The following is an 18,906-nucleotide window of genomic DNA, read 5'->3' as shown; positions in this document are numbered from 1 at the left end:
GTATAGACTGAATTTAAAGTTTGTTTTACAATAGGGTTGTTCTTACAAAATGATAATGTTTGAGTTTATGCTTGCTAAAAAGAGAGAGCGAGTAGTATGACTTATAAATTCAGAATTATCAAACAAAATGGGGGTAGTTATATGAAGAAATCGAAATTTGCATCACTTTTCCTTTCATCTACTTTATTGATCGGAATTTTAGCTGGGTGCGGAGCAGAAGAAGGAAATAGTTCAGAGGGTGGGGACACTATTAAAATAGGTGCAAATCTTGAGCTTTCTGGAGCTGTGGCCTCTTATGGAACATCCGAAGCAGATGCTATCGATTTGGCTGTTGAAGAGATCAATGCTGCTGGGGGTATAGATGGGAAACAAATCGAACTTATTAAAGTAGACAATAAATCAGATGCAGCTGAAGCAACAAACGCAGCCATCAAATTAACAAGTCAAGACAAAGTAACAGCTATTATTGGAGCTGCAACTAGTGGTAACTCCGTTGCTCAAGTTCAAATAGCAACAGACACAAAAACACCAATGATTTCTCCTTCAGGAACAAGTACTACAGTAACAGTAGGAGATGATGGAAAGGTAAATCCATTCACATTCCGTACAGCGTTTATCGATCCTTTCCAAGGAACGGTAGCTGCAAACTTCGCTGCTAATGAGTTAAAAGTTAAAACAGCAGCAGTGTATGCAGACAACGCAAGTGATTATGCAAAAGGTCTTGCTGCAGCATTCATTAAAGATTTTGAAGCAGCTGGAGGGAAAATTGTTGCAGAAGAATCATATGTGGCGAAAGATACTGATTTCCGTTCAAATTTAACTCGTATTAAATCTTCTAATCCTGAATTTGTATTTATTCCTGGATATTATGAAGAAGTTGGTTTAATTGTTAAGCAAGCACGTGAATTAGGAATCACAGTTCCGTTAATGGGAGCAGATGGTTGGGATTCTCCAACACTTGTTGACTTAGCTGGCGCGGATGCACTAAATAATTCATACATTATTACTGCTTATTCATCTGAAGATCCAGATGGTAAAGCGAAAGAGTTCTCTGACAAATTTAAAGAAAAATATGGTAAAGATCCTAACTCATTCAATGCACTTGGGTATGATACAGTTTATCTATTAAAAGATGCAATTGAGCGTGCTGGTTCAACAGATGGAACTAAAATTAAAGAAGCAATTGAAGCTACAGATCAATTGGAACTTGTAACAGGATTATACTCTGTTGATGAAAACCACCATCCGATTAAATCGGCTACGATTATTGAATTCGTAGATGGAGCGCAAGTATTTAAAACGAAAGTTAATCCTTAAGATTCTTATGATTAATAGGGGGGATTGATATCCCTCCTTTTCTATTTCTAAAATTATTGAAATCTTAAGTTATAGGAGTGAAAAATTATGGAATGGGTTCAACAATTGATAAACGGTATTTCACTCGGGAGTATATACGCTTTAATCGCCCTCGGTTACACGATGGTTTATGGAATTATTAAACTGATCAACTTTGCACATGGGGATGTGTTCATGGTCGGTTCGTTTATTGGATTCTATTCTATTACAGTGTTTAATTTAGGCTTCTTTCCAGCGCTTATTATTTCGATGGCAGCTTGTGCATTATTCGGAGTTATTATTGAACGAATTGCTTACAAACGCTTGCGAAATGCTACAAGAATAGCAGCGCTTATTACTGCAATCGGTGTATCGCTATTAATAGAATATGGCGTCATTTATATTAGAGGAGCTCAACCAGAAGCGTATCCAGATGTGTTTTCCAATCGTTCGTTTGCATTTTTAGGTGCACAAATTAGCATTCAGTCTATTCTTATTTTATCGGTATCTGTTGTATTAATGATTCTGTTACAGTTTATTGTGCATAAAACAAAAACTGGAAAAGCGATGAGGGCCGTTTCTCATGATACAGAAGCAGCTAAACTGATGGGAATAAATGTTGACAATACAATATCTGCAACTTTCGCAATTGGCTCAGCTTTAGCAGGAGCAGCTGGTGTTATATTCGGTGTGTATTATACAAAGATCGATCCGTTAATGGGGGTAATACCAGGGGTGAAGGCATTTGTTGCAGCCGTTCTTGGTGGAATTGGCATAATCCCTGGAGCAATGGTAGGTGGATTAGTACTTGGAGTGGTGGAAACGGTTGTTAGTGCTTTAGGGTTCTCTTTATGGAGAGATGCTGCCGCATTCGTCATTTTAATATTAATTCTAATCTTTAGACCATCTGGCATCTTTGGAAAAAATACACGAGAGAAAGTGTAGGTGATACATAATTATGAAAAAGTCAAAACAGTTTTGGCTATTTATTATAGCTGCAGTATTGGTTTATGCAGTGGTTCAATTTTTTATTGCAAATGGAACGATGAATCAATTTTATTCTAATACATTTATATTTATAGCTATCAACATAATTTTAGCGGTCAGCCTACATCTAGTAATTGGAATTACGGGACAATTTTCTATAGGTCATGCTGGTTTCTTAGCGGTAGGAGCATATATCTCAGCAATTGTGACGATGAAACTAGATCTACCTTTTATCGTTGCTATTATAGTCGGAGGAATGGTTGCTGCTTTAGCGGGGCTAATTGTCGGTATTCCAAGTTTGAGATTAAAAGGGGATTACTTGGCTATTGCAACCCTTGGTTTTGCAGAAATTATTCGCATTGTATTTTTGAATATTGACTATGTTGGTGGGGCTGCAGGAATGCAGGTTTCACATTTGACGACTTGGACATATGCGTTTGTTTGCCTTGTCATCACCATTATAGTAATCGTCAACTTTACTAATTCAAGGCATGGGATAGCTGCAATTTCTGTTCGAGAAAATGAAATTGCATCTGATGCGATGGGGATTAATACTACTTATTATAAGGTAGCTGCATTTGCGATTGGCTCCTTTTTTGCTGGAGTTGCAGGTGCTTTGTATTCTCATAACTTTTATATCATTCAACCAAGTCAATTTGGATTCTTAAAATCTTTTGATATTTTAATATTTGTTGTTCTTGGTGGGTTAGGGAGTCTTTCCGGTGCCGTACTTTCCGCAATTTTATTGACGGTTGTTTCCACGTATCTTCAAGGATATCCTGAAACACGAATGATTATTTATAGTCTTGTCTTAATTCTTGTTATGCTTTATCGTCCGAAAGGCTTGATGGGTACGATGGAAATTACGGATTATTTCAAGCTTTGGAGAACGCCAAAAGGAGGCGATCAGCATGGAAAATAAACCTTTACTGGAAGTGAAAAATGCTGGTATTCAGTTTGGTGGTTTAAAGGCAGTACAAAACTTAAACATAAAGTTAAATCAAGGAGAACTTGTCGGATTAATCGGCCCTAATGGAGCTGGAAAAACTACAAGCTTTAACTTATTGACTGGTGTCTACGTACCTACTGAAGGGGATATATTATTTAATGGGGAAAGAATAAATGGACTACAGCCTTTTAAAGTTACGAGAAAAGGGATAAGTAGAACATTTCAAAATATTCGTCTCTTTAACGAGTTAACTGTATTAGATAATGTAAAAGTTGCTTATCACTCTCTTGCAACCCATACGATGTTAAGCTCTATTCTTCGACTGCCTTCTCATTTCAAAGGGGAGAGAGAGATGGAAGAAAAAGCATTAGAATTCCTAAGAATTTTTAAATTGGAGAAATATAAAGATGAACTAGCCAAAAATCTTCCGTATGGTCAACAAAGAAGATTGGAAATTGCTCGTGCATTAGCAGCAGGACCTCAGTTACTATTATTAGATGAACCTGCAGCAGGTATGAATCCACAGGAAACACATGACTTAATGAATCTAATTGGATTTGTTCGTGAAAAATTCGATTTAACCATTTTGTTAATCGAGCATGATATGAATTTAGTAATGGGCGTTTGTGAAAGAATATATGTACTCGATCATGGTCAACTTCTTGCGGAAGGATCACCAGAAGAGATCCGTAACCATCCTAAGGTTATAGAGGCTTATTTAGGGGAGGAAGTTCACGATGACAATGCTTAAAGTAGAAAATATAGATGTGTTTTATGGTAATATTCAAGCGCTCCGGGATGTTTCCATTACTGTTAACCAAGGAGAAATTGTTTCGTTGATTGGCGCTAATGGGGCAGGGAAAAGTACACTGCTAAAAACTCTTTCTGGTTTGCTGAAACCTAAAAAAGGCAAAATAGAATTTCTGGATAAATCTATTTCTGGCAAACAAGCACAATCGATCGTGAAGGCTGGGATTTCCCATGTTCCAGAAGGAAGACGGGTTTTTGCGAATCTAACTGTTGAAGAAAACTTAGAATTAGGTGCATTTCTTCGAAAAGATAAACAAGGAATTCATCAAGATATGCAAAAAGTATATGAAATCTTTCCGAGGTTATTAGAACGTAAGAAACAACATTCTGGAACTCTTTCAGGGGGAGAACAACAGATGCTAGCAATGGGTAGAGCGATTATGGCAAAGCCTAAACTAGTATTATTAGATGAGCCTTCTATGGGACTTGCTCCTCTAATGGTAAAAACAATATTTCAAGTGATTAAAGATATTAATAATGAAGGTACTACCGTTTTGTTAGTCGAGCAAAATGCTAATATGGCTTTATCAGTTGCAAACCGTGGTTATGTTATTGAAACGGGAAGAGTAGTACTTTCTGGGTCAGCCCTGGAATTACAAAACAGCGAAGAAGTTAAACTTGCCTATCTGGGTGGGCATTAATAGTAAACTACGACTAGATATAGTCGTAGTTTTTTGTGTGCTAATGATATATGATAGTAAATAATTACAAATTGGATCGTTTTTTTATAGGAGGGTATTATTGAAAACTTTAAGATTTTGGATTATTTCACTTATATGTTTTACTATGTTTGGAATAATATTTAGTACGTTAACTTCCAGTTATTTTGTGACGAAAGAAAGTTTAATAGAGAACTCTTTAGAGCAAAATAGAGTGTATTCTATGAAATTGGCACAAATGTCAGATGAAGCTTTTTCATATATGCAAAACAACCTGGAAGCACGGAAGTCAGATGTCGTTAAGAATATGGACAATCCTGCAATGATCACTAGCATATTAGAACAATTAAATATAAGTGGTAAGAATTTCAACTCTTTATCTGTTATCAATAACCAAGGGGTCGTCATTGCAACTACTCCAAATCTCGGAATTGTAGGAAATGTAATTACCTCGTCAGGAGTAAACGAAGCTATAGCGAGGAAAGAGGCATTTATCTCTAAACCGTATTATGCTCAAACGGGTAGATTATTAATACTAGTTACTACACCATTGTTTGGAGACCGTGGAGATTATTTAGGTATGCTAAATGGTACGGTATATTTGGAAGAAGGAAATTTTCTCCATAATATTCTTGCTGAACATTACTCGGAGGATGGATCTTATGTATTTGTAGTTGACACAGATGGAACTTTAATCTATCACCCAGACAAAGTTAGAATTGGACAATCCGTAGAAACTAACCTAGTTGTTCAAAAGTTAATGCAAGAGAAAAGTGGCGCGCTGCAGTTAGATAATACACAAGGAAAGAACTTTCTTGCTGGTTATACATATATAGAGAAGAGTGACTGGGGAGTCGTCTCTCAGACCCCGTTCAGTAGTGCCGTTAAACCTTTAACTGGAATTATGTTTACGATATTTACCATTTCATTGCCGTTAATTCTTATAATTATTGTTATTGCATTTTATGTCTCAACGAAGTTAGCTTCCCCATTACGGAAATTAGCCATTTATACTATGCGTGGAAAAGATGATCACGAATTATCCTTTGACATTCCTACATGGTATTTTGAGGCTAAACAACTGACAGAAACAATAGATAATTATAGAAAAAAACAAGAAGAAACGGTTGATATTATGAAGGCTTTATCTGTTACGGACTCATTGACAGGGTTGAAAAATAGAAGATATGCTGATTATTTGCTCGATGAATTAGTGAATAATAATATCGCTTTTTCATTAATCATGATAGATATAGATCATTTTAAAAAAGTTAATGATGAATTTGGGCATCTTGCTGGGGATCAAGTTCTCCATTTTGTTTCCAAAAGTTTGAAGAACATATGTAGTGATCAAGAAGAGTGTATTCGACTTGGAGGAGAAGAGTTTATCATTATTCTTCCGAAAAAGGTTATTCAGGAAGCATATATTTTGGGAGAACGTTTAAGAAAAACGGTTGAAGATTCGCTCCCACCTATTCATAAAAAAATTACTATTTCTCTAGGAGTTGGTGAGTATAAACCTGGTGAGAATATAAACGAAATCATGCATAGGGTTGACTTAGCTCTTTATGAAGCAAAATCAAATGGGCGTAATATTACCATAATGGCAACATAAAAAAACGAGCAAAAAGGATGTTGTATTTAATCCTTTTGCTCGTTCTTTCTTAGTAAATAATAGATAGCTTCCACAAATAGTCCGATTACAAATCCAAAAGCAGTGAAGATGAACAAGGAGAGAATTCCCGCTAAGTCACCAAATTCCTCGGGTCCAGTAATAAAAGAACGATACATTTCAAAAAATCCGATGAATAATCCAATAGCAAAAATATAAAATGTTTTGTGCAATTTATACAATAGCAAAGAACCTGCTAAAACGCCTATTACTACGGAAAATGCAGCGAACGCAAGCACATTCATAATAACTAAGTCTTGACCAAGTACATATCTAACTCCTAAAATGAGTAAAAACATGGAAATAAAAATAATGGAGATTGCAATTTTGCCATAATTCTTTAACAATAAATTCGCCTTCTTTCCCTAACTAATCATACTGGAACATGATGATATTTCCAATAGAATATGCAAAAAACGAGAGGATTGATAAATATGGTAGAACATTATTTTCATTTAAAAGCGGATTGGCCAGGTAATCGTAATGATATAGGTACGATTCAAGCACAAAATCTCCAAACAAAAATTTCGATTCCATTAGAAATGGATGGCCCTGGGGAAGGTACCAACCCAGATGAAATGTTGCTAGGAGCGGCAACGACGTGTTATATTATCACACTTGCTGCCATGCTCGAGAGAAGTCGTATAGAAAAGACTTCTCTTGTTGTAGAATCATCTGCTGTAGTAGATGTAACAAATGGCATTTTCACATACAAAAAAATAATTCATCGACCAACTTTAGTGATAGTGAATGAAAAAGATTCCAAAATGGCCACACGTTTACTATTAAAAGCAGAGGATACTTGCATGATTAGTAGAGCTCTTAGAGGGAATGTGGAAATAGAGCTTGAACCAACTTTGCTTGTAGAGAAAGTGAAATAGGTAAAGAAACCTAAACCAAGGGAATACTTATTTTTCGTAAAGCTTATCACTTTCACCAAGTGATAGGCTTCACGAAAATCAATTTTTGAAAATATAAAATTATGAATTTCTGAAGCTAAACTAATTGTAAAATTTCATTACAATACATAAGCATAAACACAAATGAAGTGGCACAATGTCCCTAACAATATAAAAATATGAAATATTTCATGAAATCCTAATTTCTTTATAAATGGAATGTTTGGTTTTACCCCGTAAATAATTCCTCCAATAGTATAGGAGATCCCTCCCAAAATCAGATAAAGTAAACCTGTTGACCCTAGTGATTCCGCTAAAGTAGGCGCTAAGAAGATAATCATCCACCCCATGCCAATATAAATCGCAGTAGAGACCCATCTCGGACAGTCAAACCAGATCATTTTAAAACAAATACCACTTACTGCTAATAATCCAATTATAATAAATAGAACATAGCCAGCAGTGTTATTTAATGTAATCAGACAAAGGGGAGCGTATGTACCTGCGATTAAAATATATATCATGGAATGGTCTAAGCGTCTTAAAAACTTTATATTGCGGGCATCTCCTATCCACCAGTGATATGTAGCGGAAGCTGTATATAGTAAAATCATGCTAACTCCAAAAACAATAAGTGCTGTTAAAGTTAAGGGGGAACTATTATTTTCTATTCCTTTTACTAACAATAGTAGTAATCCCACTAGCCCACATAGTGCTCCAAACAAGTGTGAAAGACTATTAAAAGGCTCTCTTATATATGCATTCATTTAAATTACTCCTATCTCTATATATAGTTTTAATAACTACATATAAATATATTGCTATTACACCACTTAGTCAAGGTTTACGTTGGATATTTAATAAGTTATGATAAACATAATGTATTGACAGGAGGTATGGTAATGAGTAAATCTGAAGACATTGCTCAAAAGTTAGATTTAGAGTCCACCATTCATGAAGATGATATTCCCATCATTGACTTGTATATGGACCAAGTGATTCAGTTATTTGATGCAAAGTATAATGACACTTTGCGCAATGAAGAGGAAAAAGTATTAACTAAAACAATGATCAATAATTACGCAAAGGGAAAGTTATTTATCCCTATAAAAAATAAAAGATATTCTAAGAAGCATATAATGTTGATCAATTTGATCTATCAGATGAAAGGTGCTCTTTCTATTAAAGATATTAAATCAGTGTTAGAGCCACTAAATGATAAAATGGAATCAGAGGATTTTCTTTTAGAGAAATTTTACAGGTCATGGATTATCATTCAACAAAACAATGCCCAAAACTTCCTAGAAGAGATGAAAACCCATGAAATTGTAGTAGAAAATCAGGAGGCAGATGAAAACGATCAACTTATATTACTAATTGCTTCACTTTCCAATATGAGTAATGCTTATCGAAAAGCAGCAGAACTATTAGTTGATGAATTGAACGAACGTAGAAAGGGGACATAACAGTGAAGACATTATGGACAAATGGGAAGATTTTCACGATGAAATCTGAAGGGGATTTCGTCGAAGCGGTATTAGTGGAGGATGGGACCATTATTAGTACAGGTTTCAAAAAAGATCTCCTCCCATTAGCAGATCAAATGGAATCCTTAGATGGAAGTGTCATGTATCCTGGGTTTGTAGATAGCCATATTCACTTAATCGGTCATGGTGAGAAATTATCTTATTTAGACTTTTCTAGTTTTACCTCGATTAGTCAAATAAAAGAAGCGATAGTTGGTCATATCCAGAACAAAGAATGGTATGTGACGGAGGGCTGGGACGACAATAAATTGAAAGAAGGGCGCCCATTAACTTGTATGGATATCGACTTCATTGATGAAACGGCTGTAGTGCTTAAACGAGTATGTCGACATGTTCTAGTAGCGAATTCAAAAGCTATGAGATTAGCAGGTATTTCGAAAGACACTCCTAACCCTACTGGTGGAATAATCGGTAAGGATGAGAAGGGGGAACTTAATGGACTGTTTTATGATGAGGCACAGAGATTAATAACAGATTATATACCATCACCCACTACTGACTATTTAAAGAAAATTATTACTTCTAGTATAGAGGATTTGCAATCGAAGGGGTTAACCGGTGTCCATTCGGAGGACATGGCTTATTACGGTCACTATAATATCCCTTTACAAGCATACCGTGAAGTTGTAAAAAGTGGATTTAGAGTTCATTTATTACGTCATCATGATGTTTTTGAACAGATGCAGGATGAAGAGGAATCGGCTTTTATCGAATTCGGAGCGATGAAAATATTTGTAGATGGTTCGCTAGGTGGTAGAACAGCATTATTGTCTGAGGATTATGCAGATAAACCGGGAGAAAGAGGAATAGAGGTTCATAGCCCAGAAAAGCTAGAAGAGTTAGTGAAGCTAGCTCGTAGGTATAAGGAGAATATAGCAGTTCATGTTATAGGAGACGAAGCTGTTGAAAAAGTATTAGACTTAATCGAAAAGTATCCTGTGACAGTTGGGAAAAAGGATCGGTTAATACATGTTAATGTTTTACGTGTGGATCTAGTTGAACGTATGAAAAAGCTTTCCGTTGTATTGGATTTACAACCAATATTCGTAGCTTCGGATTTTCCTTGGGCAAAAGAACGACTTGGAGCTACTCGCTTACCCTGGGCATATGCTTGGAAATCATTACTCGATGAAGGATTAGATTGTTCAGGAGGATCTGATTCACCTATAGAACTAGCTGACCCTTTGCTCGGAATTGAAGCAGCAGTTAATAATCTTCACTTACCCCAACAGGCTTTAACGGTATACGAAGCAGTATCCTTATATACATCAGGTAGTGCAAAAGCAATTGGAAGAGAAAATAGCCGAGGATTCATATTGCCAGGGTATGATGCGGATTTTACTATTTTAGATAATGTCCTTGAAAAGGAAAATATTCTATCTACTAAAATAGTGCAAACAGTTATTGCAGGTGAAAGTGTTTATAAAATTCAAAAATGAAACTATTTAGCTAGTATAGTCGTATAATTATGAAGAAAGGAGTGAGTGAAAATGGAAAACACAGGTTTGAAAATCTTGCTACATGCAAGTACATGGTTTGCCCCTTTTCTAGTTCCATTTATATTATTTTTAGTAGTAAATGATGAAGAAATTAAAAAGCTTTCCATACAAGCGGTTCTGTTTCAACTAGTTATGGCTGCATTACTGACAGTTTCTTTCTTTTTAGTTTTTATCTTAATTGGTATTCCGATGCTAATCATTTTTGGTATAATGGCATTTGTAGTTCCGATCATTGGAATTGTTAAAGCGATTACAGGAGATAGCTTCAATTATCCTATTGTAGGATCATGGATAAAGTAAGTGTCTTAACATAAAGGGGAATTAGAATGACTACTAGAATCGGTATTGATGCAGGTGGAACATTAACAAAAATTGCTTATTGGGATGAATTTAATGAGATGGACTTCAAACGGTTTCGTTCATCTGATTTCCATAAAGTGAAGGACTGGATTGACTCAAATCATCCGAATGCTTCTATCTGCGTCACTGGTGGTCGGGCGGAGCAATTAAAAAAATATTTAAATACTAATAAGGAAATACCGTATATCGTCGAATTTGATGCGACAATGAATGGTGTAATGTATCAAATGCAGCGCGGATCTAACCAACCAAAGGCTGCAATTATAGCAAATATTGGAACAGGTACATCTATACATATTATGCAAGAAAGCTCCCATAAAAGATTGGGTGGTACAGGCATTGGTGGGGGGACTCTTCTAGGTTTGGGTATGGCTTTGACCGGTATATCTGATTTTGATGAAATTATCAACCAATCACGGAATGGTAAGAGGACTGCCATAGATGTATTAGTAAGCGATATTTACAAAGATAATAAGCTACCGATAAAAGGCACTTTAACGGCAAGTAATTTTGGTGGTATTTCCCTTAATAACAGTAATAATACGAGCCCTTCCGATTTGCTAGCGGGTGTTCAAGGAATTATTGGAGAAGTGGTTGCATCTCTTTGTATCCAAGTCGCAGATGCCCATCACGTGGAGGATATTATATACATAGGCACTACACTCGAGGACAATGAATTACTCCAGCAAATCATTGAATCCTATACGGTTTTAAAGCTGAAAAAACCGATCTTTTTAGACCACCATGGCTATAGTGGGGCGATTGGGGCATTGTTAGAATACACTAAATAATTTCATGTCTAATTGTTGCATTATTTGATAATGCATGGTATATTTAAAGAGGATTATTTTTGTTCGGTTAGTAAGTAAGTGGCAACACTTTTACTTAACAGTGTTGAGCAAGGATAGTAACACAATGTGTGCAGATTTTGCATACGAGGAGGATATACACATGGAACAAGGTAAAGTAAAATGGTTTAACTCAGAAAAAGGATTCGGATTTATCGAACGCGATGGCGGAGACGACGTATTCGTACATTTCTCAGCTATTCAAAGCGAAGGTTTCAAATCTCTTGATGAAGGTCAAGAAGTTACTTTTGAAATCGAGCAAGGTCAACGTGGCCTTCAAGCTACTAACGTAGTTAAAGCTTAATTAAACCTAAAACTTAACTTTACAGGCTCTCATTAGAGAGTCTGTTTTTTTTGTGTTTGTCTAATTTCATCTAGGGAACAGTAAGCTATTATTTTGGTTCATATGCTATGATTATAGTAATATTTTGAATAGGACTAAAAATGTTATCGAAAATAGAATAGGATGATAATCATATGAAAAAATGGAAAAAAGAGATTCTCTTAAATGTACCAATCGAATTCGCTTGGCCTTACTTTTACGGGAATATAGCCAAGAAGAAAAAAATATTTCCAAAAGTAATTGATGAGGCAATAGTTCAGCAAACAGAATCTATCGTGGGTACGATGATAAAACAAAGCTATCAAAATGGTTCTTTAACGGAAGAATACGAAGTGACGATTAAAAAATATACAAATGAATCCAACTATAAAGCATTTCAAGAAAGCTTTGTACTTAATAATCGCTTCAAAATAACAACGGAATATGAATTAGAAAGCCAAAGTGACAAAGTGACGAAATTCATTTATACTTCTATAAATAAACCGAAAAACCCACTGCTTTCTGTTTTTCAATTATTTGGTAGTGATGAGGTAATTGTCAATTTTATGAATAAAACTAAGGCGGCAATCGAATCAGATTTTGAGCAAACACAACAAGAGGAAGTATAATAAGGTGAGTATGAATCGAATATAGTTAAAAACAACTGCCTCTTACTTTTTAGGCAGTTGTTTTAATACAGCATCTCTCGCAAGTGCATGGGCTGCTTTGTTTTGGTCGTCTGGAATCCATTTTATAAAGAAAAAGTCAAATGTATCGATTATGGCTAAAATTTGCTCTAAAATCGCTGCAAATTCTGGATTCTTTGCGTATCTTTTTTCAACTGCAGCGCAAACGATTTGCGAATCTGACCTTGCAGAGACAATAGAGGGGGAAAGTTTTTTGGCTTCTTCTAACCCTCTTTGTAGCGCTATAAATTCAGTAGTATGATTGGAATACTCTCCAATGAATTCACTGAATCTCAGGTGATGTCCTTCGCCTTTAATGAACACACCTATACCACTTGGTCCTGGATTGCCAGTGGTCGAACCGTCAATATATACTTCTAACATGATGATCACCTTTTTTAATAAAGTCATGGATATATCTAGTTTGATGGAATGTGGGAATAGTTACACATAAAAGAAACATAATAGTACAATTGTGAAATAGTGAGGAGTAGTGATTTATGAAAAATACAGAACTAATAAATGAAATTGATAATTTATCCGATACTTATTGTAATGGTTGCTTTATCCGAACGCAATTACGAAAAGAAAGCGGTAAAACAATTGCTTATAGATTTTGTATAGAACAATGTACGGTTGGTGAAAGTATTAAACAAATTGGAAGTAAACTAAAAGGTTCAAAATAAAAAAAGCCCCACGACTATTTTGCCGCGGGAAGAAGCGTTTCTATTCGTTTTTTATCACGTTTGCAGCTTGAGGTCCACGGTTTCCTTCAATTATTTCGAACGTTACTTGTTGTCCTTCATCTAATGCTCGAAATCCATCACCTTGAATTCCTGTAAAATGGACAAATACATCTTCTCCATCGTTATATTCGATGAAACCATACCCTTTTTCATTATTAAACCATTTTACTTTCCCCTGTTGCATAAACGTTCCTCCCTTAATCCACTAAGAATTCTATAAATGGATACATAAACTATACTTGAATTGTCAGTCTTCGTCAATAATATGTCGAATTTTCACATAATTTATGGATTTTACTCAAATAGTTTTATAACTAATAGAAGTACTTATGGGAGTAGATAATTTAACTGGAATTATAAGGTCACGGAAATATTGCAGATATTTATTATAAGTTCTTTTTTTCCGTAGGTTGTTCAGTAAAAGTATTTACTTGCTTTGTTAAATCTTCTACTAAATCTTTTAGCTGCTGTTTTTGATGATCTGTTAATTTTTTTTTGATGTTTTCGGGATCAATACCATTTCTTCTAAGGGTATCATCTACTAGAAGGTCAATCACCTTGTTTGAAATATTTATTGGCTTTTCAGGTAAATTACTCAAGTTGTTCACTCCTTCATTTAAAATTAGCTGCATATTAGCATATGCAGCTTTAGGGGAATTGAATAGTTTAAATGATTGGTTATAACCAATTGACATTAAAGAATATCTAGTTTTGCAACGATTGCTACTAGAATTTGAAGCATTGCCTGGATATTTACTGCCAAATCGGTATCGGTAGTTGTCACAGATATATTTCTAGAGCCTTCAACTATCGTAGTTTGGACGTTTCTTTGTTTTGTTTTAATAAATTGATTTAGTTCTTGGGTTACTGCTCTTCCTTGGTCAGAATCACCGATAGTAACACTGATTACAGCTGCAATAGCTGCTTGTATTCCAAGTTGAAGAGAGATGGCTACTTGTGTATCTGTCGTACGTATTTCTACACCTTCCGAATCCTTTACGATAATTCGTTCGAAGGATTGTTGTTTCGTAGATACTACTTGTTTACCGTCCTGTTCTACATCACTGCCATTATTACTCGGATCATCGCAATGATCTAAAGCTCTCCATTTTTTTTTCTCCATTGTGTTTATTCACCTCTTTTGTTTATAATTTTTTTGATTAAAGAATATCCAATCTTGCAACTAATGCCAATAAAACTTGTAACATAGCTTCGATATTAACTGACAGGTCCGTATCAGTAGTGACAATATTGACGTCTTTTGAATTGTCTACATAAATTTTCTGTTTGTTCGTTTGCTCATCGTTAAACTGTTGGAATAATTCTTGTGAAACAGTTTGACCTTGAATAGAATCGCCAATTGCTATACTAATAACTAGTGCTATAGCAAGCTGTAATCCAACTTGCAGTGAAACTGCTGCTTGTGTATCTGTGGTTTGAACGGTTACGTTACAAGAATCTTTTATCCATATTAATTCGTCAGACTCTTGTTCAACAGACGAAAACTGACCGCCGCCTTGGAAAACGGTTGTATCCTCGCTATTTTCAGTGGAATCCCAGCTGTTTTCTTCTTCCCCTTGCTCCCAACGATGATTATTGCATCGTTTACACTTTTTTGGTGGCTCTTCACATTCATACTTACAATGTGTGCATTTCCAATGACTCATTTTATAATCTCCTTTCTCTTTGTTAGCCAGATTGCAATATTTATTACAAGCGGCTTTATATAACATATGAGCTTTTTAAAAAGAGACATAGTCTATTTGACTAGACTATTAAAACTATTTTAGCTAGGTGTTAGTAAAATAAATGCAAATAGTACAGTAGAGCAGCTTTATTGTATATAATAGAGAAGGCGAATCAGACCTGAGGAGATACAAAGATGAATTCTATTGAGCAATGTGAGAATTTAGTTAAAGAAGTGTACATGCACTTTGATGCAAGTCACGACTTTCAACATATAGAAAGAGTACGTAAAAATGCTTTTGATATTGCAGATAGTGAACCATCTGCAAATAGAGAGATAATTGAGTTGGCTGTATTACTCCATGACGTGAGTGATCCAAAATATTCAACAGAAGAAAAGCTTGAAGAAGAGAGAATTATAAAACAGCTGAACTTATCAGATGAAAAAATAGCTCATGTAAAAGAAGTGATCAAAGCAGTCTCCTTTAGTGGAGGTCATGAAGTAGAAGCGAAGACGATAGAAGCGAAAATAGTACGTGATGCGGATAGACTGGATGCTATAGGAGCAGTAGGTATCGCCCGCACATTTGCTTTTGGCGGTGCAAAAGGTAGACTACTATATGATGCATCTGAAACTCCACGAGATAATATGTCCGTAGAGGAATATCGCACGAAGGAAACAGCCTCGGTAACACATTTTTATGAAAAACTATTAAAGCTATCTGAAGGAATGCAAACAAAAAAAGGAAAAGAGCTTGCAGTCGAGCGTCATGCCTTCATGGAACTATTTCTACAAAACTTACGTAAAGAAACAGGTGAACAACTATGAGTCATTTAATCATATCTAATCTAACAAAAACAGTCGGGGAAAAAACTCTATTCGAAAATATTGCCTTTACTATTAACAACCAAAATAGAGCGGGCTTAATAGGTATAAACGGTACAGGTAAATCTACTTTTCTTTCTATAATTGCTGGCGAATTAGAAGCGGATTCTATTGAACGAGATCATCCGAACAAATATCGTGTTGCATACTTAGAGCAACAGCCAACATTTGAAAAAGATGAAACAGTGATTCAAACTGTATTTGGTGGAGATTCTCCTATATTAAAGATTAACAGGGAATACGAGGAAGCTTTGTTGGCATTAATGGAGAACTCCGATTCGACGGAACTTCAAAATACGTTGATGGACTTACAACAAAAAATGGATGATTATCAAGCGTGGGATGTCAATTCATTGGCTAAAACTGCTCTAACAAAGTTAGGTATAACGCAGTTTGAAGAATCTATCCTGCATTTATCTGGAGGTCAACAAAAAAGAGTAGCACTAGCAAAAGTGTTAATCGAACCAGCGGACCTTTTACTATTGGACGAACCTACAAACCATTTAGACAAAGAGTCAACGGATTGGTTACAGGATATGCTACAAAGAGTAGAAGGCTCAATCATATTTGTAACGCATGATCGATACTTTTTAGATACAGTGGCAACTCATATTTACGAGCTTGCAGACAAGACTTTATATACCCATACAGGAAATTATGCAGATTATTTAGAGTCAAAAGCATTACGAGAAGAAATGAACGCATCCTCTCAGCAGAAACTTCAAAATTTATATCGTAATGAATTAAAGTGGATTCGTAGAGGTGCAAAAGCAAGATCTACTAAACAAAAGGCAAGAAAAGATCGATTTGAAGAGATAGATGCAAGTTTAGACCGTGACAATTCATCACTCAATTTAGAATTGGAAATGGTTACAACTCGACTTGGAAAACAAGTGTTAGAAGGCAAAGATATTTCTAAAAGGTTCGACACTAAAAATATCGTAGAGGATTTCTCGTTCTTGTTACAAGCGGGCGATCGTATTGGTATAGTAGGTCCAAATGGTGTAGGGAAGAGTACACTTCTTAAAATGCTTGCCGGTGAAATTCCTATGGATTCTGGCGAAATTATAAAGGGTTCAACAGTTAAGTTGATGCATTTTACGCAGCAGTTACCCGAACTGAATCCCCAAACAAGAATGATCGAATATGTTCGGGAATCATCTGATTTAATAGAAACTGGTTCTGGGGAAAAATTCTCTGCAGCGCAAATGTTGGAACGCTTCTTGTTCCCATTAAACACACATGGTACACAGATAGGGAAACTTTCAGGTGGAGAAAAGAAACGATTAGTACTTTTAAAAATGTTAATGGAGCAGCCGAATGTTCTATTCTTGGATGAGCCTACTAATGACTTAGATATCCAAACACTGTCTGTATTAGAAGACTTTATGGAATCTTTTCCAGGTGTTATTATTACGATTTCCCATGATCGTTTCTTCCTAGACCGCATTGCTAAAAAACTATGGCTATTAAATGGGGATGGAACTGTAACAGAGTGGTTAGGGGTATATTCTGATATGCTTGATGCTCCGAAAACAACTCCAAAGGAATCTTCGAAACAAATAGTAGAAGAGATTAAAGTGGAAATCCCGAAGGAAAAGAGAAAATTTTCCTACAAAGAACAAAGAGAATGGGAAACTATTAGTCAAGATATTGAGAAAACAGAACAGTTAATCGAGCAATTAGAAGGCAAAATGCAAGCTGCCGGAGCTGATTTTACTTTACTGCAAGATATAACAAACCAATTAGCTGATGCTAACGCCAAATATGAGAAACTTATTGAAAGATGGTCCTATTTGGAAGAAATAGCATCTTCTTAACTTTACTTAATGGAGGTATGTAAGCATGAAAATAGTAACGATTGAACCAACACCAAGTCCAAATACCATGAAAGTTGTGATTGATCAGGAATTACCTTTTGGTAAAAGTTATAACTATAAAAAAGACAATATAGCAGATGCACCAAAGGAAATTCAAGCTCTATTTACGATCGACGGTGTTAAAGGTGTTTATCATGTGGCGGATTTCCTTGCTATCGAACGGATTGCAAAGTTTACATGGGAAACAATCTTAGCAAGCGTGGAAAATGTTTTCGGCGCTGCTAATGATGAAGTCAACGAGACAGTTACACCTTTAGAACATTACGGGGAAGTATACGTTCATGTGCAGCAGTATAAAGGAATTCCACTTCAGGTGAAGGTATTTGATAGTGAAACCGAATCGAGATATGGACTATCAGAACGCTTTATTAAGGCATTAGACGAAGCGATGGAAGGCGATAAAGAAAACTATATTTTGCTTCGTAAATGGGTAGATTATGGCGTTCGTTATGGCGATCAGAAAGAAATAGGCGAACAGTTAGTAAAAGAACTGGAAGCTAGTTTCCCGCAGAGCAAGCTAGGGCAGCTTATAGCAGATAAAGATCTTAACGAAGAAGATAAAAAACCAATTAGAGTACCATTTACATTAGCGCAATTCGAGGTTAGTGAATGGGAGCAACGTTTCCAATTACTAAATAACTTGATCAATCCAGAAATTGAGGACTTACCTATATTAGAGCGAGCAGTGCAGGATGAGCAAGTCTCTATTCGACGTTTAGCTACTGTTTACCTAGGGTTGATAGAAGATGAAGCCGTTGTTCCCTATTTAGAAATGGCGCTAAAAGATAAGAGTTCAGCAGTTAGACGAACAGCTGGAGATGCGATGAGTGACTTAGGGTTCGAACAATTTGCTGATGCCATGAAGATTGCTCTCTTTGATAAAAACAAACTAGTTCGCTGGAGAGCAGCGATGTATTTCTATGAAGTTGGCGACACAGATTCACTTCCAGCTCTTAAGGAAGCAATGGACGACAAAGAATATGAGGTTAAACTCCAAGTTCTCATGGCTATTGCACGTATTGAGGGTGGAGAAGAAGCAAAAGGTTCTGTTTGGAAACAAATGAGTGAAGCAAGAAAATAGTACGTATTTTAAACGCAAGAAAGCTGTTCACTAAGATGAACTGCTCTCTTGCGT

24 protein-coding genes are annotated in these 18,906 nt (G+C 35.8%); 17 read left to right on the top strand and 7 right to left on the bottom strand.

Annotated features, from left to right (window positions below):
* Positions 1-141 precede the first annotated feature (141 nt).
* The 6 genes from BM260_RS01985 (at position 142) to BM260_RS01960 (ending at position 6,355) form a co-directional block, all read left to right on the top strand.
* On the top strand, positions 142-1,317 hold the full coding sequence (locus tag BM260_RS01985) for an ABC transporter substrate-binding protein (RefSeq protein WP_093534480.1): 1,176 nt from the start codon (positions 142-144) through the stop codon (positions 1,315-1,317).
* Positions 1,318-1,404: 87 nt separating this feature from the next.
* Positions 1,405-2,280 carry a branched-chain amino acid ABC transporter permease gene (locus BM260_RS01980; protein ID WP_093534478.1) on the top strand — a complete coding sequence of 292 codons (876 nt, stop codon included), beginning with the start codon at positions 1,405-1,407 and terminating at the stop codon, positions 2,278-2,280.
* 13 nt (positions 2,281-2,293) lie between these two features.
* Positions 2,294-3,244: a branched-chain amino acid ABC transporter permease gene (locus tag BM260_RS01975; RefSeq protein WP_093534476.1), complete on the top strand. Its 951-nt coding sequence runs from the start codon at positions 2,294-2,296 to the stop codon at positions 3,242-3,244.
* On the top strand, positions 3,234-4,022 hold the full coding sequence (locus BM260_RS01970; RefSeq protein ID WP_093534474.1) for an ABC transporter ATP-binding protein: 789 nt from the start codon (positions 3,234-3,236) through the stop codon (positions 4,020-4,022). The genes BM260_RS01975 and BM260_RS01970 overlap by 11 nt, the downstream gene beginning before the upstream one ends.
* Complete coding sequence (locus BM260_RS01965; RefSeq protein ID WP_093535682.1) at positions 4,015-4,722, top strand: ABC transporter ATP-binding protein; 708 nt, start codon at positions 4,015-4,017, stop codon at positions 4,720-4,722. The genes BM260_RS01970 and BM260_RS01965 overlap by 8 nt, the downstream gene beginning before the upstream one ends.
* Positions 4,723-4,822: 100 nt before the next feature.
* A complete protein-coding gene (locus BM260_RS01960; protein WP_093534472.1) occupies positions 4,823-6,355 on the top strand; it encodes a sensor domain-containing diguanylate cyclase in 1,533 nt (510 codons plus the stop codon).
* 26 nt (positions 6,356-6,381) lie between these two features.
* On the opposite strand, the gene BM260_RS01955 is transcribed toward BM260_RS01960, so the two are convergent.
* On the bottom strand, positions 6,382-6,759 hold the full coding sequence (locus BM260_RS01955) for a hypothetical protein (protein WP_093534470.1): 378 nt from the start codon (positions 6,757-6,759) through the stop codon (positions 6,382-6,384).
* 87 nt (positions 6,760-6,846) lie between these two features.
* Here BM260_RS01955 and BM260_RS01950 point away from each other — a divergent pair, with 87 nt between their 5' ends.
* Positions 6,847-7,293: an OsmC family protein gene (locus tag BM260_RS01950; RefSeq protein WP_093534468.1), complete on the top strand. Its 447-nt coding sequence runs from the start codon at positions 6,847-6,849 to the stop codon at positions 7,291-7,293.
* Between the two features lie 137 nt (positions 7,294-7,430).
* Here BM260_RS01950 and trhA read toward each other — a convergent pair whose 3' ends face one another.
* Complete coding sequence (gene trhA / locus BM260_RS01945) at positions 7,431-8,078, bottom strand: PAQR family membrane homeostasis protein TrhA (RefSeq protein WP_093534466.1); 648 nt, start codon at positions 8,076-8,078, stop codon at positions 7,431-7,433.
* Between the two features lie 135 nt (positions 8,079-8,213).
* On the opposite strand from trhA, the gene BM260_RS01940 reads away from it, so the two are divergent.
* The 6 genes from BM260_RS01940 (at position 8,214) to BM260_RS01915 (ending at position 12,516) form a co-directional block, all read left to right on the top strand.
* The gene (locus BM260_RS01940; RefSeq protein ID WP_093534464.1) at positions 8,214-8,777 is read left to right on the top strand and encodes a DUF1836 domain-containing protein; all 564 of its coding nucleotides are present in this window, start codon (positions 8,214-8,216) and stop codon (positions 8,775-8,777) included.
* Between the two features lie 2 nt (positions 8,778-8,779).
* The gene (locus BM260_RS01935; protein WP_093534462.1) at positions 8,780-10,297 is read left to right on the top strand and encodes an amidohydrolase; all 1,518 of its coding nucleotides are present in this window, start codon (positions 8,780-8,782) and stop codon (positions 10,295-10,297) included.
* Between the two features lie 51 nt (positions 10,298-10,348).
* Positions 10,349-10,657, top strand: a complete 309-nt coding sequence (locus BM260_RS01930) for a DUF4870 domain-containing protein (RefSeq protein WP_093534460.1) — start codon at positions 10,349-10,351, stop codon at positions 10,655-10,657.
* Between the two features lie 26 nt (positions 10,658-10,683).
* The gene (coaW, locus tag BM260_RS01925) at positions 10,684-11,508 is read left to right on the top strand and encodes a type II pantothenate kinase (RefSeq protein ID WP_093534458.1); all 825 of its coding nucleotides are present in this window, start codon (positions 10,684-10,686) and stop codon (positions 11,506-11,508) included.
* A gap of 160 nt (positions 11,509-11,668) precedes the next feature.
* Positions 11,669-11,869, top strand: coding sequence for a cold-shock protein (locus BM260_RS01920; RefSeq protein ID WP_093534456.1), 201 nt, complete (start codon positions 11,669-11,671; stop codon positions 11,867-11,869).
* A 173-nt stretch (positions 11,870-12,042) separates the two neighbouring features.
* The gene (locus BM260_RS01915) at positions 12,043-12,516 is read left to right on the top strand and encodes a hypothetical protein (RefSeq protein ID WP_093534454.1); all 474 of its coding nucleotides are present in this window, start codon (positions 12,043-12,045) and stop codon (positions 12,514-12,516) included.
* Between the two features lie 42 nt (positions 12,517-12,558).
* On the opposite strand, the gene BM260_RS01910 is transcribed toward BM260_RS01915, so the two are convergent.
* Positions 12,559-12,957 carry a reverse transcriptase-like protein gene (locus tag BM260_RS01910; RefSeq protein WP_093534452.1) on the bottom strand — a complete coding sequence of 133 codons (399 nt, stop codon included), beginning with the start codon at positions 12,955-12,957 and terminating at the stop codon, positions 12,559-12,561.
* Between the two features lie 116 nt (positions 12,958-13,073).
* On the opposite strand from BM260_RS01910, the gene BM260_RS01905 reads away from it, so the two are divergent.
* Positions 13,074-13,259: a zinc-finger domain-containing protein gene (locus BM260_RS01905; RefSeq protein WP_093534450.1), complete on the top strand. Its 186-nt coding sequence runs from the start codon at positions 13,074-13,076 to the stop codon at positions 13,257-13,259.
* Positions 13,260-13,299: 40 nt separating this feature from the next.
* Here the strand turns inward: BM260_RS01905 and BM260_RS01900 are convergent, their stop codons facing one another.
* The 4 genes from BM260_RS01900 to BM260_RS01885 form a co-directional block, all read right to left on the bottom strand.
* Positions 13,300-13,503 (bottom strand): cold-shock protein, encoded by a 204-nt coding sequence (locus BM260_RS01900; protein WP_093534448.1) that lies wholly within the window; start codon positions 13,501-13,503, stop codon positions 13,300-13,302.
* A gap of 202 nt (positions 13,504-13,705) precedes the next feature.
* A complete protein-coding gene (locus BM260_RS18605; RefSeq protein WP_245762614.1) occupies positions 13,706-14,014 on the bottom strand; it encodes a hypothetical protein in 309 nt (102 codons plus the stop codon).
* Positions 14,014-14,442, bottom strand: coding sequence for a spore coat protein (locus BM260_RS01890; RefSeq protein WP_093534446.1), 429 nt, complete (start codon positions 14,440-14,442; stop codon positions 14,014-14,016). The genes BM260_RS18605 and BM260_RS01890 overlap by 1 nt, the downstream gene beginning before the upstream one ends.
* Before the next feature lie 37 nt (positions 14,443-14,479).
* A complete protein-coding gene (locus tag BM260_RS01885) occupies positions 14,480-14,986 on the bottom strand; it encodes a spore coat protein (protein ID WP_093534444.1) in 507 nt (168 codons plus the stop codon).
* A 215-nt stretch (positions 14,987-15,201) separates the two neighbouring features.
* On the opposite strand from BM260_RS01885, the gene BM260_RS01880 reads away from it, so the two are divergent.
* From BM260_RS01880 to BM260_RS01870, 3 genes are read left to right on the top strand one after another with little or no spacing between them, the layout of a single operon-like run.
* Complete coding sequence (locus BM260_RS01880) at positions 15,202-15,834, top strand: HD domain-containing protein (RefSeq protein WP_093534442.1); 633 nt, start codon at positions 15,202-15,204, stop codon at positions 15,832-15,834.
* The gene (locus BM260_RS01875; protein WP_093534440.1) at positions 15,831-17,711 is read left to right on the top strand and encodes an ABC-F family ATP-binding cassette domain-containing protein; all 1,881 of its coding nucleotides are present in this window, start codon (positions 15,831-15,833) and stop codon (positions 17,709-17,711) included. The genes BM260_RS01880 and BM260_RS01875 overlap by 4 nt, the downstream gene beginning before the upstream one ends.
* 25 nt (positions 17,712-17,736) lie before the next feature.
* Entirely contained in the window at positions 17,737-18,852 is a 1,116-nt protein-coding gene (locus BM260_RS01870) for a virulence factor (protein ID WP_093534438.1), read from the top strand.
* Positions 18,853-18,906 lie beyond the last annotated feature (54 nt).

The organism is Psychrobacillus psychrotolerans, assembly GCF_900115805.1.
GTDB classification, from domain to species: Bacteria; Bacillota; Bacilli; order Bacillales_A; family Planococcaceae; genus Psychrobacillus; species Psychrobacillus psychrotolerans.
This window is presented reverse-complemented; position numbering and strand designations above follow the sequence as displayed.

Excerpts from the sequence above, each read along its gene's own strand:
- coaW (WP_093534458.1), top strand. The coding sequence starts at position 10,684 with ATGACTACTAGAATCGGTATTGATGCAGGTGGAACATTAACAAAAATT.
- trhA (WP_093534466.1), bottom strand. The coding sequence starts at position 8,078 with ATGAATGCATATATAAGAGAGCCTTTTAATAGTCTTTCACACTTGTTT.
- BM260_RS01985 (WP_093534480.1), top strand. The coding sequence starts at position 142 with ATGAAGAAATCGAAATTTGCATCACTTTTCCTTTCATCTACTTTATTG.
- BM260_RS01940 (WP_093534464.1), top strand. The coding sequence starts at position 8,214 with ATGAGTAAATCTGAAGACATTGCTCAAAAGTTAGATTTAGAGTCCACC.
- BM260_RS01915 (WP_093534454.1), top strand. The coding sequence starts at position 12,043 with ATGAAAAAATGGAAAAAAGAGATTCTCTTAAATGTACCAATCGAATTC.
- BM260_RS01880 (WP_093534442.1), top strand. The coding sequence starts at position 15,202 with ATGAATTCTATTGAGCAATGTGAGAATTTAGTTAAAGAAGTGTACATG.
- BM260_RS01980 (WP_093534478.1), top strand. The coding sequence starts at position 1,405 with ATGGAATGGGTTCAACAATTGATAAACGGTATTTCACTCGGGAGTATA.
- BM260_RS01930 (WP_093534460.1), top strand. The coding sequence starts at position 10,349 with ATGGAAAACACAGGTTTGAAAATCTTGCTACATGCAAGTACATGGTTT.
- BM260_RS01875 (WP_093534440.1), top strand. The coding sequence starts at position 15,831 with ATGAGTCATTTAATCATATCTAATCTAACAAAAACAGTCGGGGAAAAA.
- BM260_RS01900 (WP_093534448.1), bottom strand. The coding sequence starts at position 13,503 with ATGCAACAGGGGAAAGTAAAATGGTTTAATAATGAAAAAGGGTATGGT.
- BM260_RS01910 (WP_093534452.1), bottom strand. The coding sequence starts at position 12,957 with ATGTTAGAAGTATATATTGACGGTTCGACCACTGGCAATCCAGGACCA.
- BM260_RS01885 (WP_093534444.1), bottom strand. The coding sequence starts at position 14,986 with ATGAGTCATTGGAAATGCACACATTGTAAGTATGAATGTGAAGAGCCA.
- BM260_RS01905 (WP_093534450.1), top strand. The coding sequence starts at position 13,074 with ATGAAAAATACAGAACTAATAAATGAAATTGATAATTTATCCGATACT.
- BM260_RS01870 (WP_093534438.1), top strand. The coding sequence starts at position 17,737 with ATGAAAATAGTAACGATTGAACCAACACCAAGTCCAAATACCATGAAA.
- BM260_RS01975 (WP_093534476.1), top strand. The coding sequence starts at position 2,294 with ATGAAAAAGTCAAAACAGTTTTGGCTATTTATTATAGCTGCAGTATTG.
- BM260_RS01950 (WP_093534468.1), top strand. The coding sequence starts at position 6,847 with ATGGTAGAACATTATTTTCATTTAAAAGCGGATTGGCCAGGTAATCGT.
- BM260_RS01965 (WP_093535682.1), top strand. The coding sequence starts at position 4,015 with ATGCTTAAAGTAGAAAATATAGATGTGTTTTATGGTAATATTCAAGCG.
- BM260_RS01890 (WP_093534446.1), bottom strand. The coding sequence starts at position 14,442 with ATGGAGAAAAAAAAATGGAGAGCTTTAGATCATTGCGATGATCCGAGT.
- BM260_RS18605 (WP_245762614.1), bottom strand. The coding sequence starts at position 14,014 with ATGTCAATTGGTTATAACCAATCATTTAAACTATTCAATTCCCCTAAA.
- BM260_RS01920 (WP_093534456.1), top strand. The coding sequence starts at position 11,669 with ATGGAACAAGGTAAAGTAAAATGGTTTAACTCAGAAAAAGGATTCGGA.
- BM260_RS01970 (WP_093534474.1), top strand. The coding sequence starts at position 3,234 with ATGGAAAATAAACCTTTACTGGAAGTGAAAAATGCTGGTATTCAGTTT.